Here is a 15,378-nt window from a genome sequence, read left to right as displayed (position 1 = left end):
TGAGCTGCACTTTTACGAGACGTTGCGGCGGTAGCCACACCGGTTTGGCCGACCGGTGAGACATCACGTATGCTTTCCAAGCCTCCGGCGGGGCCGGATGGGAGCAAGTCCGCTCACGTTGCGAATGTGCAATGATAGCGGGGCCGCCCTCATCGTCTAGCGGCCCAGGACGCCGCCCTTTCAAGGCGGTAGCACGGGTTCGAATCCCGTTGGGGGCACGGTTCGACTTCGGTCGAATGCAACACCAGCTAGGTCCTGTGGAGCAGTTGGAGTGCTCGCCGCCCTGTCAAGGCGGAGGTCGCGGGTTCAAGTCCCGTCAGGACCGCAAGCGCTGACGCCGCGCACCTCGCGCGGCGTTCTGCGTATCGGGGCATGTGACCCTCCCGACGGGGACCCGGTGGGACGGGTAGCATGAGCCGAGCACCACGGCCAGGTAGCTCAGTTGGTACGAGCGTCCGACTGAAAATCGGAAGGTCGGCGGTTCGACCCCGCCCCTGGCCACATAGCCTTTCGCCGGGCTACAGCAACGCCGACCAGCGGAAACGCCGGTCGGTGTTTTGCTTTCCCCGGTAACGCCGCTCAGCCGTCCTGGCGACGTTGTGCCAATCCGCTCTGGATGGCGTCCCACACGCTGCGCCCCGCCTGCAGGATGCTCTCCCCGGTCTGCTCGGCCAACTGCCGGGCCGCCGACGGCTCGGGTCCGTTCGACTCGGTGGTGCCCGCTCCCGGCTCCGTCCCGGCCCCGCCCGGCGGGGTGTGACGCGGCCCGTCCTGCGACCTTTCCCGCTGCCCGTCCCGCTGGATGTCGCGTGGCCTCGTCCGGTCCGGGCCGGCACCGGCGTCGCCACGTGCCCTGCCGGCCACCGCCCCGATCGCCCCCACCTGTTGTCCGAGGTCGTCGGTGGCTCCGCCCGGTGGTCCGATCCCGGGTTCCGGCACCTCACCGACCCCGTCGGCGGTCCGACCGACGGCCTGGCCCTCGCGCCCCGCACCCCGACCGGCCGGTGATCCACCCGTACGGTCCGTGGCGTACCCGCCCAGCGAACTGTCAGTGGGTCTGGTCGGCGGGGGGCCGGGGTGCTCGTCCCTCGCATCTCTCGACCGGCGGGACGCGTCGATCACCTGGGGGTGGTGGTCGATCGTGGTGAGCGCGCGGTCGAGGATCGTGACCAGCTTCTCCAGGCGTACCTTGAGCAGAGCCTGGGCCTGCACCCCGGTGACGTCCAGGTCCACACCCTCCAGGCGGATGCGGGCACCGGCGTCGACCTCCAGCAGACCGGCCACCCGGGCCCGCAGGGAGAGGTCGGCTTCCAATCCGTCGACGGAGAGCCGGAGCGAGTCGACCGACACCCTCGGCACGTCCAACAGGACGTCCGGCTCCACCCGTGCCGGCTCGCCGCCGCCTGCGCCGGGACGGTCCCGGTGCCCCGTCCCGAGGCGCGGCTCGTGCGGTTGTCCGGACCCGGGTACCGACGCCTGCGGCTGTTCGCCCATGCTCTCCGCTCCGCCCCACCGCCCTGGACCACCCCGGCGGCATCGCGCCGCGGATACCCGCTCCGGAGGCCGCCATCCGCCGATGTCCGTGGCGGACCGGAATCGACCCGTAAGCGGATCTTCCGGCAGGTCTCGGCCTTGCGGGAAGCTGCGCACGCGGGCATGAGCCGGTATGGTCCGGGCCTATGGGACAGGGGATTACTGATCCGATCGACATCCGACAGGATCACGAGCGGTTCACGATCCACAGCGCCCTGGTCGTCCCGGCCGCCCCCGAGCAGGCCTACGCGGTGTTCACCAGCAGGCTCGCCGACTGGTGGGTGATGGAGTACACCTGGTCCGGCCCGGAGGCCCTGGCCGAGCTTGGCATGGAGCTGCAGGCCGGCGGCATGCTCTATGAGATCGGCCCCTACGGCTTCCGCAGCGACTGGGGCCGGGTGCTGACCTGGGATCCGCCCCGGCGGCTGGTGTTCACCTGGCAGATCGGGGCGGACCGCGCCCCGGTGCCCGATCCGGCGCAGGCCAGCGAGGTCGAGGTGCTGTTCACGCCGGAAGGCTCCGGCACCCTGGTCGAGGTCGCGCACCGGCACTTCGACCGGCACGGCCAGGCCGCGGAGGGCTACCGGCAGGCGCTGACCGCCGGCTGGCACGAGCTGCTGTCCCGGTACGCCACCACGGTGGTCCAGTCCGGCACCTGAACGGGCTGCCGTTGTCGCTCAGGCGGACCGGTGCCGCCGGGCGCTGCGGCTCAGGCGGACCGGTGCCGCAGGGTGGCCACCGTCGAACCGGCGAGGGTCAGCAGGCACTCCGGCAGCAGCCCGTCGGCGACCGCCGCACCGAACAGGGCACGGGCGGTGTCCAGGTCCGAGTTGGCGTACGCGCTGACGAAACGGGCCACCCAGCGGGCGTCGTACTCGGCCTGGTCGATTTCGGGGAAGTCGAGCGCGCAGGCGCCGGGCGGCACCGGATCACCGACCATCGTCGCGGCCAGGCACCACGCCACGTCGTACGCCCCGACGAGGCCGGCCCGGTCCACCACCGCGTCGAATGTCCCGACCACACCGTCGGAGTCGCCGTCGAGCGCCGAACTGAGGATGGCGGAGGCGTCGTCGTACGTCTGCTGTGGCGAGTCGGTCACCCACCGCACGGTAGGGGGCCCGGTCAAGCGACCACCGATGGTAACTCTCCGTAATTAGGGAGGGCGACCTGCGGATAGACACGCCTCCACGGTCCCGCCGTGCGTCACGGCACGTTAGTCTGCGCAGCGGACCTTCGCCGTAGGAAGGACGACGATGCACATGTCACGCGGCTTGCGGGCGGCCATCATGGCCACCTGCGCCACCCTCCTGCTCGCCACCAGCGCATGCGGGAACGACCAGACCGAGGAGGCGGGCGCCGACCAGGTGCGCCTCTACGGTACGGACGGCAACATGCTCAACTCGTACCCGGAAGAGTTGCAGGATCGCGCCAACCTCGTCGACGGCATGAAGGGCACCACTCCCCTGACTCCGCTGCCGGAGGACTTCAAGAACCGGCTCCGGTCCATGGACCCGGGGCTGAACGACTTCCTCTACGCCGCCGAGGCGTACGACGCGGTGGTGATCAGCGCGCTCGCGACGGAACTCGCCGGCAGCACCAACCCGGCGGCCATCGCCCGGCAGATCGTCGGCGTCACCAACGAGGGCACCCGCTGCGAGACCCCCGCCCAGTGCCTGCGGCTGGCCCGCGACGGCGACGACATCGAGTACCGCAGCGTGTCGATCACCCGCGCCGGGTTCACCGACGCCGGTGAGCCCGCCACCGCCAGTTACGCCACCCTGCACTTCGACAACCAGCAGCTCAACGACGCCAAGACGGAGTTCGTCGGCGCCGGGGACGAGTCGGCGGCGAGCACGAAGGCGCCGCCGCGTGGCAGCCAGCAGCCCAGCGGCGCGCCGCTCGTCCTCGGCGGTCTGCTGCCCAAGACCGGCGACCTGGCCCTGGCGTACCCGCCGATCGCAGCCGGTGTGGGCCTGGCGATCAAGGAGATCAACGCGGCCGGCGGTGTGCTCGACGAGGACGTGGTCTGGATCGACGGCGACGACGGCACGGACCCGACGGTCGCCAAGCGGACGGTCGCCAGCCACGTCGGTGCCGGGGTGCACGTGATCATCGGGGCCGGCGCCTCCGGTATCTCAGCCGCCGTCCTGCCGGACGTGGTGGCGGCCGGCCGCATCCTCTTCTCCCCGTCGAACACCGCCGCGTCGCTGACCGACGCGGAGGACAAGGGCCTCTACTTCCGTACCGCGCCGCCGGACAGCCTCCAGGGTCGGGCGTTGGCCGACGTGATCCTCCGCGACGGGCCGCAGAAGATCGCCATCGTGGCCCGTAAGGACGCCTACGGCGAGGGCCTCCAAGAGGCCGTCCGGGCCGAACTGGAGCGGGCCGGGTTCGGCGGCGACAAGGTGACGCTGCTCGGCTACGAGCCGGGCGAGGGTGCCGACGCCGCACCGATCAACTTCAGTGACGGTGCCAAGCAGATCAAGGATTTCGGTGCCGACGCCGTACTTCTCATCGGCTTCAGCGAGTCGGCCGCGGTGATCCGGGCGCTGGCGGACGCCGACGTGCCGCTGGCCGCGCTGGGCCGCTGACCGATCCGACAGCGACGGCCGCACCGGAGGGTTCCGGTGCGGCCGTCGTGGTCTCTGCGGTCGGTCTCAGCGACCGCGACGCCGGTCCAGGAAATCCGTCATCCGGCGGTACTTCTCGTCGTCCTCGAAGAGCACCGCCTGGCTGACCAGGTCCAGGTGCGGATGGGCGGCGGGCGGTGCGTCCACGGCGAGCTTGGTCAGCCGCAGCGCCAGCGCCGAGCCCTTCGCCATCTCGTCGATCAGCGCGTGGGCCGCCGGCAGCAACTCCTCCGGCCCCGCCACCACCCGGTTGACCAGTCCGATCCGGGACGCCTCCGCCGCGTCCACCCGGCGACCGGTGAACAGCAGTTCCTTGGCCCGAGCCTCACCGACCAGCGCCGGCAGCCGGTGCGTCGCGCCGGCACCGGCCAGGATGCCGAGCCGCACCTCCGGCTGGCCGAAGACCGCCCGCTCGGTGCAGACCCGCAGATCGCAGGCGTACGCGAGCTCGGCGCCACCGCCCAGCGCAGGACCGTCGACGGCCGCCACGGTCGGCATCGGCAGCGCCCGGATCCGGGCGAAGGCGGCCGAGTTGATCGCGGCCAGCGCATCCAGGCGGCCCCGCTCGCGTAGCTGACCGATGTCCGCCCCACCGGCGAAGATCCCGTCGGTGCCGCCGGTCAGCAACAGCATCCGGGGACGGGCCTCCAGGTCGGCGCAGACCTCGTGCAGCGCGGCGATCAGGTCGGCGTCGATGGCGTTGCGCTTCTCCGGCCGGTCCAGTGTGACCACCAGCCGGTCCGGGCGTTCCTCGACCCGCAGCCCGCCGCTCATCGGACCGCGCCCGTCCGGTCGGCGGAAGCCGCGCCCGGCGTCCCCTCGCCCGTCTCAGGCCGCGCCGTGCCGTCCGTACGCACACCGTCGACCCAGTGATAGAAGCCCTGCCCCGACTTCTTGCCCAGCCGACCGGCCGCCACCATCTCGGTCAGCAGCGGTGGCGGCGCGAACCGGTCCCCGTACGCGGCCTGGAGGGTGCGGGCGATGTCGAGGCGTACGTCCAGACCCACCAGGTCGGTCAGCTCCAGTGGCCCGACCGGGTGCCGGTAGCCGAGCACCATGGCCTTGTCGATGTCGGCCGGGTCGGCCACCCCGTCGGCGACCATCCGGATCGCCTCCAGACCGAGGGCCACCCCGAGCCGGGAGGTGGCGAAGCCCGGCATGTCGCGTACCACCACGGGGTCCTTGCCCAGCCGGGTGGCGAGCGTGACGGCGGCGGCGGTGGTCTCCGGCGCGGTGGCCGCGCCGACCACGATCTCCAGCAGCGCCATCGCCCAGACCGGGTTGAAGAAGTGCAGCCCGCAGAAGCGCTCGGGCCGGCGCAGTCCCTGGGCCAGCTCGGCGATCGGGATGCTGGAGGTGTTGCTGCCCAACAGGGCCGGGTGCAGCGCCTCCGCCTCGGCCAGCACGGCCCGCTTCAGGTCGCGCCGTTCCGGCACCGCCTCCACGATCACCTGTGGCTCCGCAGCCACCTCGGCCAGGCCCGCCCGCAGGGTGACGCGTTCCTGGTTCGCGGCGGCCTGCCCCACGGTCAACTTGCCGCGCCGGACGCCCCGGTCCCACAGCTCGGCGAGCCGGATCATTGCCTCCGCACCGCGTTCCCGGTCCACCTCGACCAGTTCCACCGTGTGGCCGGCGCCGGCCGCCACGTACGCGATGCCGAGGCCCATGGTGCCGGCACCCACCACCACGAATCGTTCAGTCATGGTGCCACCACCGCAGGGTGACGACGACACGCTCTCCGACGCCGTCGACGCGCGGGATCGCCGCAACGCCGCAACCGGCCCGTACGCTCCGCTCAGTCATGCTGCGACCCTATGCAGCACCGACCGGGCCCGATGCGTGGGGGCGGACGGGATCGGGTACAGACCGCCGACAGCCAAAGGGAAGGACGAACAGATGAGCCAGGCACCGGAGACCACGGGCGACTCGGGCACCCAGGAGACCGTCGAGACGCGCGGCGACGAGCGCATCGAGTTGCTGCGCGCCGACACCAACAACGACGGCCGTACCGACGTCTGGGTGGTCGACACCGACGGTGACGGCAAGGCCGACCTGTTCCAGTTCGACACCGACGGCGACGGCAAGGTGGACGTCACGATGGTCGACATCGACGAGGACGGTCAGCCCGACGAGGTCGTCGACGGCGACGGCGGCCTGCCGCCCGAGCAGCTCCCCCCGACCGTCCAGGTCTAAGCCTTCGGATCAAGGAAGGGTCCCCTGCTAACGCCTAAGGCATAGCAGGGGACCCTTCCTAACATCCGGCGGCACCCAGGCGCTCAGCTCAGGCGGCCCTCGGCGCTCAGCTCAGGCGCAGGGTGGCGAGGTAGTACGGGGCGTCCCGGTCGTCCACGTCGGTCAGTCGCCAGGCGGTGCCCCGGACCAGGTCGGCGAGTTCGCCCGGCGAGCAGACCAGGTAGTCGAACCAGGGCGTACCGAGTTCGCGGTAGCGCAGCCGCAGCCGGAGCTGCCCGCCGAGGCGGCCCCGTCGACGGTTGCGCTCGTGGTAGCGGCTGTGCAGCGGATCGGTGGTGCCGTACGGGTCGGTGCCGTGCGCGATCACCTGCGCCCCGGGGTTGGCCATCGCGGCCAGGGCCGCCAGGAAGGCGGGTGCGCGCTCCCGACCCTCGAACAGGCCCAGGTTGTTGCCGAGCAACAGGAACGTGTCGTAGCGCCGCCCGTCGGCGCAGTGCTCGTCGACCGTGCCGTGCACCAGATCGCGTACGCCCCGACGACGGCACACCGCGAGCGCGCCGGGCGAGACGTCCAGCCCGGTCACGGGTACGCCGCGCTCCTGCAACAGCAGCGCGATCCGGCCGCCGCCGACGCCGACGTCCAGTGTCGCGCCCCGCACCCGGTCCACGGCCCGGTGGTCGTGTGGTTGCCACTCCTGCGGCCCGGCCAGGTAGTGGGCGGCGGGCGCGCCGTTGACCAGCCCGTCGTCCCGTTCGATGATCTCGATGACCGGTCGGGGCAGCCGCCCGCCGGCCAGCGGCCGGGGACCGACCCCGGTCGCCACCGCCAGCGCGTCGCGCAGCAGTTCTCCGAAGACGTCACCGATCCGTGGTTCCCCCGTCACGTCCTTAACGCTAACGGGCTGCTCAGTCGCGCGCGACGCCCGTATCCTGGGCGGCGTGACCACGTTGGACCGCCTCTCGGCGGAGAAGTACATACTCCTTACGACCTTCCGCAAGGACGGCCGCGCGGTGCCGACCCCGGTCTGGGCGGTACGCGACGGCGACGCCCTGGCGGTGTGGTCTGCGGCGGATGCCGGCAAGGTGAAGCGGATCCGGCGCAGTGGGGATGTCACGGTGGCGCCGTGCGACGTGCGCGGTCGACCCCATGGCGAGGCGGTGCCCGCCCGGGCGAGCCTCTACGACCCCGGAGCGACCGATCGCATCCGGGGGCTGATCAAGCAGAAGTACCGAGTGATCGGGCGGCTGACGCTGCTCGGCAGCCGACTCCGCCGGGGCACCGGCGGCACGGTGGGGATCCGGGTCGAGCTGACCGGCTGAGGCCGGTACGCCGACCCGGCCGCCGGGTCGGGACATGTCGAAGGGCGACGGATTCGAGAATCCGTCGCCCTTCGTGGTGTCTCTGCTATCTACCAGCCGGTCAGTCCCCCTGACGCTGCTGCGGGATCTGCCCCTGCAACAGCGCCCTGACCTCGGACTCGCGATACCGGCGGTGGCCGCCCAGGGTCCGGATGGCGCTCAGCTTGCCGGCCTTCGCCCAGCGGGTCACCGTCTTCGGGTCGACACGGAACATCGACGCCACCTCGGCCGGTGTGAGTAGCGGCTCTGGTTCGTGCGTTCGCGATGCCATCGGTCACTCCTCCACATGTAGAGACATCGGCCGGGGTCCCGCCGGCCGACGCGTCTCCCATGGTCCGGCTAGTCCCCGATGTCCGACATGGGCCGAACGGCCGAACGTCCCTAGACGGACGGATGAACCATGCCCGATTTATACGACTATTACACGCCAGAAAGTACCTTATTCGGACTCATAGTCACGGTTCGTGACGCAACAACTACGAGCACGCCTCATGTTGCAGCCCGAAATTTGGGCAAAAGCGGACTAGTTGCAGCGTTCTAGAAGTTGCACGGCCCGCCAGCGCGCAACGAGCTTGTCGTACGCCGCAGACGCCTCCTCGGCCTCACCACGCGACAGTCCGGCGAGTCCCGTGGCGACGAGTTCCGCCGAGTCGTCCTCGGCGAGCGTCTCGTCGGAGAGCAACTCGACCAGACCCCCGTAGTCCAGTTCCACCACCGAGCGGGGGTGGAACTCCTCCAGCCACCGGGCGGCCTCCTCGACCGCCTCGGTGATGGGCGCCTCCCCCACCGACTTGCGCAGCACCGACAGCGCACGCGACGACCGGCGGCGGGCCTTCGAGATCTCCGTCCGGAAGCGCAACGCACGACGCTCCGGTGCGGTCACGTGGTGACGCTCCTGCGCCTCGAAGAGCACGAACCAGCGCAGCGGCACCCCCCAGGTGGCGATCTGCTCGTGCACCCGGGGTACGCCGTGCTCCAGCACCCGGGCCCCGCTGCGCCAGTCCTCCACCACGGCCTTGGCCTGCCCGGCCAGCACCGGCGGCACGAACGCGTCGGCGAGCACCGCCGGCACCCCGTCCCGGGCGCTCAGCGCGGCCTCGGCCACCCGGATGCGCAGGTTCCACGGGCACACCAGCAGCGTCTCGTCCGTCTCCAGCACGTACGCCTCGTCGGGCAGGTCGGGCAGCCGGGTCCAGCCGGCACCGAGCGCCTCGATCACCGAGGTCCGTTGCCGTACCGGTCCCTCCACCGGCGCCACCGCCCGCCCCTGCTCGACGTAGCGCCGCCAGTACGCCTGACGATCGCGATCGAAGGCGGTCAGCGGCTCGTACACGCGCAGGTATGAGGCGAAGAGCGACGGCACGGCGCGATCCTCCCACGAACGGCAAGCCGAGCGTTGCTCGGCGTCACCCGGCCGGTACCGCGTGGCGAGCCGAAACGGGGGTCCGGCGCCCTCGTCGCGCCCTACGGCGCGGGCGTCGGGACGCCCGGTGCGTACGCCCGCTGGGCGGGACGTGGACGCCCGGGAGGGGCCGGGGAGCGCCCGTCGATACTAGGCTCGCACCACCGGCAGCATCCCCGCCGGCTCGACCGAGGTCCGCGTCCCACAAGGACGCCCGCCGACACAGGAGCCAGTCATGGGCGTATTCGCCACTTCCGACGACCCGGGATCCACGGGCCACGAGCAGGTCGTGTTCTGCCAGGACAAGCAGACCGGCCTGAAGGCGATCATCGGGATCTACTCCACCGCGCTCGGCCCGGCGCTGGGTGGCACCCGCTTCTACCCGTACGCGAGCGAGGAGGCCGCCCTCGCCGACGTGCTCGACCTGTCCCGCGGCATGGCGTACAAGAACGCTCTCGCCGGGCTGGACCTGGGTGGCGGCAAGGCGGTCATCTGGGGTGACCCCGAGCAGATCAAGAGCGAGGCGCTGCTGCGCGCGTACGGCCGCTTCGTGGAGTCGCTGAGCGGGCGCTACTACACCGCCTGCGACGTCGGCACGTACGTGCCGGACATGGACGTCATCGCCCGCGAGACGCGGTACGTCACGGGCCGCAGTGTCGAGCACGGCGGCGCCGGCGATTCCTCGATCCTCACCGCCTGGGGCGTCTTCCAGGGCATGCGCGCGGCGGCCGAGCACGTCTGGGGGGTCCCCACGCTGCACGGCAGGCGGGTCGGTGTGGCCGGCCTGGGCAAGGTCGGCAAGTACCTGGTCGGTCACCTGCTGGAGGACGGCGCCGAGGTGGTGGCCACCGACGTGAGCCCCCGCGCGCTGGACTGGGCGCGGACCACCCACCCCGAGGTGACGCTCGTCGAGGACGCGTCCGCGCTGGCCGCCGCCGACATCGACGTGTACGCGCCCTGCGCCCTGGGCGGCGCCCTGGACGACGACACGGTCGGCGCGCTGCGGGCGAAGGTGGTCGCCGGTGCGGCGAACAACCAGCTCGCCCACTCGGGCGTGGAGAAGCTGCTCGCCGACCGGGGCATCCTCTACGCGCCGGACTACGTGGTGAACGCCGGTGGTGTGATCCAGGTCGCGGACGAGATCGAGGGCTTCGACTTCGACCGCGCCAAGCTGCGGGCGACCCGCATCTTCGACACCACGCGGGAGATCCTCCGGCTCGCCGACACCGACGGTGTCCCGCCCGCCGTGGCGGCCGACCGGCTGGCGGAGCGGCGGATGGCCGACATCGGCCGGCTGCGCGCGATCCACCTGCGGTGACCTCGCCGTACGTTGAGGGCGGGCCGCGTTGCTCCCGCCCTTAACGGGCGCATCCGGCTAAACTGAAAATACGACGCGTTCATGGAGTTTTACCCCGTGTCAGGACCGTTCCCGGCATCGCTCCTTACCGGGTACAATGGGTGACGACCGGTTGACCGCCACGCGCGGCGGCGGTCAGCGGTAACCCGAGGTGCCGAACGGTGGCATCCCCATGTACCGTAAGAGCCACGAGAGATGCCTGACGTCATCGGGGCCCGCCTTCGGGCTGCCCCGCATTCTGTGCGAGGGGGTCGAGCCATGGGGCGCGGCCGTGCTAAGGCCAAGCAGACAAAGGTGGCCCGGGAGCTGAAGTATCACTCCCCGAACACCGACCTCGCCGCCTTGCAGCGAGAACTCGGCGGCAGCGGCAAGTCGGACCACCATTTCGACGACGACAAAGAGTACGTCGACGATGATGAGGACCACGCCGAGGACGACCCGGACACCTGGGTCCGTCCCACCCGCTGACCCCCGGTCACATCCGAGCACGCGGTAACTCCCCGCGTGCTCACGTATGTGCCCGGCACGCGGCGGCGTACCACCCGACGCTCAAGGGCCTGCCACGCCCGGAGGTAATCCGGGAACGTGGCGGGCCCTCGACTCCGGCCGGTCAGCGAGGCCGGTTGTTCCAGTTGTAGAACGTCGGGATGTTCTCGAAGTGGTTCCAGGCGCAGACCGCGCTCGCCCCGTCGCCGCCCGTCACCTCCGCTCGTAGCCGTCGTGCGGCCTCCGCCTCCTGGAGCAGTGCGGTGAGCCCGGCAGCGGCCTCCCGCACCCGGTCGGTGACCCGGTCGGCCTCGTTACCCGTCACCCGCTCGGGCTCCCGGTGACCTGTGGTCTCGGGCATGATCCAACACTCCCTCCAGTAGGCGGATCTTGCTGTTGCGGCAGTGCTCGGTCTCCGTACCGTCGAAACGGCCCAGCTCGAAGTAGCGGTTGGCCGCGTGGCCTCCGCCACAGAAACCGAAGTACGGGCAGGACGAGCGGCAGGCCTCCACCCCGCTCAGGAACTCACCGACCCAGCCCGTGCCGGCCGCACCGGCGAGAATCGAGTGCAACGGTGTGGCCAGGACGTTCCCGCTGCTGAAGTCGCCGTGGCGCGGATCGGTGAATCCGGCCAGCTCCGGTGAGAGCACGACCACCGCGCCGTCGTGCGCCACGGTGGGGATCGGGTCGAGACTGGCCGGCAACAGGTCGTCCGCCGTGCCGTCCAGGACCGCGGCGGCGTACCGCAGCGACCACTCGACCTCCCGCAGGTGGATCCGTGGCTCGCGTCGCCAGGCCGCGACCAGCTCGGCCCAGAAACCGGTCACCGCGGCGGCGTCGTGAGCGTTGTCACGGGTGTTGACGCCCTCGGTCTCCTCGATGTTGACCCCGAGCACCTCGCACCCGAGGTCGAGGAAGTAGGCGTACAACTCCGCCGCCCGCTCCGGCGACGGGTCGTTCACCACGGCCAGCGCCGAGAACGGCAGGTCGTGCCGGCGCAACGTCGCCACACCCCGCACGATCCGGTCGTACGCCGGATGACCGGCCCGGGTGACCCGGTCCCCGTTACGCGCCCGGGGCCCGTCCACGCTGACGCTGACGCGGATCCGGTGCGTCACGAAGAACTCGCACCACGCGTCGTCGATCAGCGTGGCGTTGGTCTGCACATGGTGTTCCACCTCGGCGGCGAACGGCGCCATCAGCGCCGCCAGTCGCTCCCGGCCCGCCGCGAGCGGCTCCCCGCCGTGCCAGACCACCGAGAACCGCCCGGAGGCGGCCCACGGGTTCACCGAGGCGGCCACCGCCTCCGCCACCGCCACCGGCATCCGCCGGTCCGCCGCGCGCAACGGCAGATAGCAGTACGCGCAATCCAGATTGCAGAGGGTGGTGGGCTGCATCACGACGTACGACGGGACGCCGGCCAGACCCCGCATCCCCCGCAACGACCGTCCCCGTGCAGCCATCGCCCTCCTCACCGGTTGACGGCTACCGGGCACACCACGGCACTGGCGCACCCACAGCTTCCGAAGCAGCGCCTCAAAGGCGAAGCAGCCTCTAAGGCTAGGCCGCGACGGCCACTTGGGTGAACCCCTGACCAGGTGGTTGGACGATCGGTGTCAGATGATCAGCCGCGAGTGTGCTGTCCGATCATCTGCACCTCACCGGTGCCCTCGATGATCTCGCCGGCCTGCCACGCGTCCACCCCGCGACCGGTCAGCGTGGCCAGCGCGCGGTCGGCGTCCTCGGCCGAGACGATCGCGAACATGCCGACGCCCATGTTGAAGGTCGCCTCCATCTCCGGGTCGTCGATCCGCCCCTTGGACTGGATCAGGTCGAAGATCGGTTGCGGCTTCCAGGTGGAGCGGTTGACCACCGCGTCCACGTGCTCGGGCAGGATGCGCACCAGGTTGCCGGGGATGCCACCGCCGGTGACGTGGGCCAGCGACCGCACCTCCGCCTCGGCGATCAGCTTGAGGCAGTCCTGCGCGTAGATCTTGGTCGGGGTCAGCAGCTCCTCGCCGAGGGTGCGCTGCCGGCCGAAGTCGTCAATCACCACGTCCAGCCGCATCCGGCCGGCGCCCAGCAGCACGTGCCGGACCAGGGAGTAGCCGTTGGAGTGCAGGCCGGACGAGCGCATGGCGATCACCACGTCACCCACCTCGACCCGCTCCGGGCTGAGGAGTTCGCTCTCCTCCACCACGCCCACGCCGGTGGCCGAGATGTCGTACTCGTCGGGGCGGAGCACACCCGGGTGCTCGGCGGTCTCCCCACCGAGCAGCGCGCAGCCCGCGTACCGGCAACCGTCGGCGATACCGGCGCCGATCTCGGCGACCCGGTCCGGCACGACCTCACCGGTGGCGATGTAGTCCAGCAGGAACAGCGGCTCGGCGCCGCAGGCCACCAGGTCGTCGACGACCATCGCGACCAGGTCGATGCCGACCGTGTCGTGGATGTCCAGCTGCTGCGCGATCACCAGCTTGGTGCCGACGCCGTCCGTGGAGGAGGCCAGGATCGGGTTCTTGTACTTCGTGGTGTCCAGCCGGAACAGGCCGGCGAAGCCGCCGAGGTCGCCCATCACCTCCGGCCGTCGGGTCTGCTTGACCTTGGACTTGAGCAGCTCGACCGCGCGGTCGCCCGCCTCGATCGACACGCCGGCGTCCGCGTACGAGACGGAACGTTTGCGAGCGGGGCGGCCGGTGCCGGCCGTCCAGGACTGACGGTCGCCGCCGCCGGTCGGGCTGCTTCCTGCGCCGCTGCGCTCGGACACGTGCGTCACGGTTCTCCCCTTAGTGGTTCTCGGCGGCCGCGTCGGCGGTGACCGGCGCCGCAGCCGGATGGTGCTACGGGCGGTGTGTGGTCGCCGACATCGTCACGTCGGTGCGGGGCGTCGTGCCGGCCTGCTCACCGGTGTCGACGTCGTCGTCGACGCGGTTCGCGACCCGGCGGCTGATCCCTTCGAGCACGTGCTTGCCGATCAGGTTCCCGACGGGCAACTCGATCGGGTACTCCCCGTCGAAGCAGGCCCGGCACAGCCGGGTCTTCGGCTGCTCGGTCGCGGCGATCAGACCGGGCAGCGAGACGTAGCCCAACGTGTCAGCGCCGATGGAACGCCGGATGCCCTCGTTGTCGAGGCCGTTGGCGAGCAGCTCGGCGCGGGTGGCGAAGTCGATGCCGTAGAAACAGGGCCAGGAGACCGGCGGTGAGGAGATGCGGACGTGCACCTCCACCGCGCCGGCCTCGCGGAGCATCCGGACGATCGCGCGCTGGGTGTTACCCCGCACGATCGAGTCGTCGACCACGACCAGGCGCTTGCCGCGTACGTTCTCGCGCAGCGGGTTGAGCTTGAGTCGGATGCCGAGTTGACGCAGGGTCTGCGACGGCTGGATGAAGGTACGACCGACGTACGGGTTCTTCATCAGGCCGGCGCCGTAGGTGATGCCGGACTCCTCGGCGTAGCCGATGGCGGCCGGCGTGCCCGACTCGGGCACCGGGATGACCATGTCCGCCTCGACCGGGTGCTCCTTGGCCAACTGGCGGCCGATCTGCACCCGTGCCGAGTGCACGTTGCGTCCGGCGATGGTGGCGTCCGGGCGGGCGATGTAGACGTACTCGAAGAGACAGCCCTTGGGCTCGGGCGCGGCGAACCGGTTGGAGCGCAGCCCCTCGGCGTCGATCGCGATCAACTCACCGGGCTCGACCTCGCGGACCACGCTCGCGCCGACGATGTCCAGCGCCGCCGTCTCGCTGGCCACCACCCAGCCCCGCTCCAGGCGGCCGAGCACCAGCGGACGCACGCCGTGCGGGTCCCGGGCGGCGTACAGCGTGGTCTCGTCCATGAAGGCGAAGCTGAACGCGCCCCGCAACTGCGGCAGCACCTCCAGCGCGGCGGCCTCGACGGAGAGATCCGGGCGACTGGCCAGCAGCATGGTGACCAGCGAGGTGTCGTTGGTCGAGCCGTCGGTGCCCAGGCCACGCTCGGCGACCTCACGCTGGAGATCGGCGGTGTTGACCAGGTTGCCGTTGTGCGCCAGCGCGATCGTGGTGCCCGAGCTGGTGGCCCGGATGGTCGGCTGGGCGTTCTCCCAGGTCGAGGCACCGGTGGTCGAGTATCGGGTGTGGCCGATGGCGACGTGCCCGCGCAGGCTCGCCAACGTCGGCTCGTCGAAGACCTGGGCGACCAGGCCGAGATCCTTGTAAACCACCACGCCGGAGCCGTCGCTGACCGCTATCCCGGCCGCTTCCTGCCCACGGTGCTGCAACGCGTACAGCCCGAAGTAGGTCAGGTTGGCGACCTCTTCCCCCGGCGCCCAGACACCGAAGACGCCACACGCGTCCTGGGGGCCTGGTCGTTGGGGATCAAGGTCGTGGCTCAGCCGGCCGTCGCCTCGGGGCACCTGCCGCTCCCTCTTGCTGGTCTGG

Annotated in this window: 17 protein-coding genes and 3 tRNA genes; 9 read left to right on the top strand and 11 right to left on the bottom strand. The window is 71.1% G+C overall.

Annotated features, from left to right (window positions below; translation table 11 throughout):
• The first annotated feature begins 145 nt into the window (after positions 1-145).
• From HUT12_RS01020 to HUT12_RS01010, 3 genes are all read left to right on the top strand, one after another.
• Positions 146-218: transfer RNA gene (locus tag HUT12_RS01020), tRNA-Glu, on the top strand.
• Between the two features lie 33 nt (positions 219-251).
• Positions 252-325 (top strand) — tRNA-Asp (locus HUT12_RS01015).
• 102 nt (positions 326-427) lie between these two features.
• Positions 428-501: transfer RNA gene (locus tag HUT12_RS01010), tRNA-Phe, on the top strand.
• 78 nt (positions 502-579) lie between these two features.
• Here the strand turns inward: HUT12_RS01010 and HUT12_RS01005 are convergent.
• Positions 580-1,494, bottom strand: coding sequence for a hypothetical protein (locus HUT12_RS01005; RefSeq protein ID WP_176092267.1), 915 nt, complete (start codon positions 1,492-1,494; stop codon positions 580-582).
• 185 nt (positions 1,495-1,679) lie between these two features.
• On the opposite strand from HUT12_RS01005, the gene HUT12_RS01000 reads away from it, so the two are divergent.
• Positions 1,680-2,192, top strand: coding sequence for an SRPBCC family protein (locus HUT12_RS01000; RefSeq protein ID WP_131051429.1), 513 nt, complete (start codon positions 1,680-1,682; stop codon positions 2,190-2,192).
• Positions 2,193-2,242: 50 nt separating this feature from the next.
• Here HUT12_RS01000 and HUT12_RS00995 read toward each other — a convergent pair whose 3' ends face one another.
• Entirely contained in the window at positions 2,243-2,632 is a 390-nt protein-coding gene (locus tag HUT12_RS00995; RefSeq protein ID WP_131051428.1) for a hypothetical protein, read from the bottom strand.
• Between the two features lie 154 nt (positions 2,633-2,786).
• On the opposite strand from HUT12_RS00995, the gene HUT12_RS00990 reads away from it, so the two are divergent.
• Complete coding sequence (locus HUT12_RS00990) at positions 2,787-4,124, top strand: ABC transporter substrate-binding protein (protein WP_131051427.1); 1,338 nt, start codon at positions 2,787-2,789, stop codon at positions 4,122-4,124.
• 66 nt (positions 4,125-4,190) lie between these two features.
• On the opposite strand, the gene HUT12_RS00985 is transcribed toward HUT12_RS00990, so the two are convergent.
• Both HUT12_RS00985 and HUT12_RS00980 read right to left on the bottom strand, forming a co-directional pair.
• On the bottom strand, positions 4,191-4,937 hold the full coding sequence (locus tag HUT12_RS00985) for an enoyl-CoA hydratase/isomerase family protein (RefSeq protein WP_131051426.1): 747 nt from the start codon (positions 4,935-4,937) through the stop codon (positions 4,191-4,193).
• Complete coding sequence (locus tag HUT12_RS00980; RefSeq protein ID WP_176092266.1) at positions 4,934-5,866, bottom strand: 3-hydroxyacyl-CoA dehydrogenase family protein; 933 nt, start codon at positions 5,864-5,866, stop codon at positions 4,934-4,936. The genes HUT12_RS00985 and HUT12_RS00980 overlap by 4 nt, the downstream gene beginning before the upstream one ends.
• 193 nt (positions 5,867-6,059) lie before the next feature.
• Between HUT12_RS00980 and HUT12_RS00975 the strand changes: the two genes are divergently transcribed.
• Complete coding sequence (locus HUT12_RS00975; RefSeq protein WP_131051424.1) at positions 6,060-6,356, top strand: hypothetical protein; 297 nt, start codon at positions 6,060-6,062, stop codon at positions 6,354-6,356.
• 106 nt (positions 6,357-6,462) lie between these two features.
• Here HUT12_RS00975 and HUT12_RS00970 read toward each other — a convergent pair whose 3' ends face one another.
• A complete protein-coding gene (locus HUT12_RS00970; RefSeq protein ID WP_176092265.1) occupies positions 6,463-7,239 on the bottom strand; it encodes a bifunctional 2-polyprenyl-6-hydroxyphenol methylase/3-demethylubiquinol 3-O-methyltransferase UbiG in 777 nt (258 codons plus the stop codon).
• A 55-nt stretch (positions 7,240-7,294) separates the two neighbouring features.
• Between HUT12_RS00970 and HUT12_RS00965 the strand changes: the two genes are divergently transcribed.
• A complete protein-coding gene (locus tag HUT12_RS00965) occupies positions 7,295-7,675 on the top strand; it encodes a PPOX class F420-dependent oxidoreductase (RefSeq protein WP_117229983.1) in 381 nt (126 codons plus the stop codon).
• Between the two features lie 100 nt (positions 7,676-7,775).
• On the opposite strand, the gene HUT12_RS00960 is transcribed toward HUT12_RS00965, so the two are convergent.
• Entirely contained in the window at positions 7,776-7,985 is a 210-nt protein-coding gene (locus tag HUT12_RS00960; protein ID WP_007073996.1) for a BldC family transcriptional regulator, read from the bottom strand.
• 252 nt (positions 7,986-8,237) lie between these two features.
• A complete protein-coding gene (locus HUT12_RS00955) occupies positions 8,238-9,077 on the bottom strand; it encodes a hypothetical protein (RefSeq protein WP_131051422.1) in 840 nt (279 codons plus the stop codon).
• 274 nt (positions 9,078-9,351) lie between these two features.
• Between HUT12_RS00955 and HUT12_RS00950 the strand changes: the two genes are divergently transcribed.
• Entirely contained in the window at positions 9,352-10,434 is a 1,083-nt protein-coding gene (locus HUT12_RS00950) for a Glu/Leu/Phe/Val dehydrogenase (RefSeq protein WP_131051421.1), read from the top strand.
• 297 nt (positions 10,435-10,731) lie between these two features.
• Positions 10,732-10,941, top strand: a complete 210-nt coding sequence (locus HUT12_RS00945; protein ID WP_131051420.1) for a DUF3073 domain-containing protein — start codon at positions 10,732-10,734, stop codon at positions 10,939-10,941.
• A 142-nt stretch (positions 10,942-11,083) separates the two neighbouring features.
• Here HUT12_RS00945 and amcA read toward each other — a convergent pair whose 3' ends face one another.
• The 4 genes from amcA to purF form a co-directional block, all read right to left on the bottom strand.
• Positions 11,084-11,320 carry a multiple cyclophane-containing RiPP AmcA gene (gene amcA / locus HUT12_RS00940; protein ID WP_176092264.1) on the bottom strand — a complete coding sequence of 79 codons (237 nt, stop codon included), beginning with the start codon at positions 11,318-11,320 and terminating at the stop codon, positions 11,084-11,086.
• Complete coding sequence (gene amcB / locus HUT12_RS00935) at positions 11,274-12,392, bottom strand: cyclophane-forming radical SAM peptide maturase AmcB (protein ID WP_303393511.1); 1,119 nt, start codon at positions 12,390-12,392, stop codon at positions 11,274-11,276. The genes amcA and amcB overlap by 47 nt, the downstream gene beginning before the upstream one ends.
• Before the next feature lie 191 nt (positions 12,393-12,583).
• On the bottom strand, positions 12,584-13,735 hold the full coding sequence (gene purM, locus HUT12_RS00930) for a phosphoribosylformylglycinamidine cyclo-ligase (protein ID WP_131051417.1): 1,152 nt from the start codon (positions 13,733-13,735) through the stop codon (positions 12,584-12,586).
• 64 nt (positions 13,736-13,799) lie between these two features.
• A complete protein-coding gene (purF, locus tag HUT12_RS00925) occupies positions 13,800-15,353 on the bottom strand; it encodes an amidophosphoribosyltransferase (RefSeq protein WP_236145569.1) in 1,554 nt (517 codons plus the stop codon).
• Positions 15,354-15,378: the final 25 nt, after the last annotated feature.

It is taken from the genome of Verrucosispora sp. NA02020 (genome assembly GCF_013364215.1).
In the GTDB taxonomy this organism is placed as follows: Bacteria; Actinomycetota; Actinomycetes; order Mycobacteriales; family Micromonosporaceae; genus Micromonospora.
The sequence above is the reverse complement of the archived record's forward strand: the minus strand, read 5'-3'. Positions and strand labels throughout refer to the sequence as shown.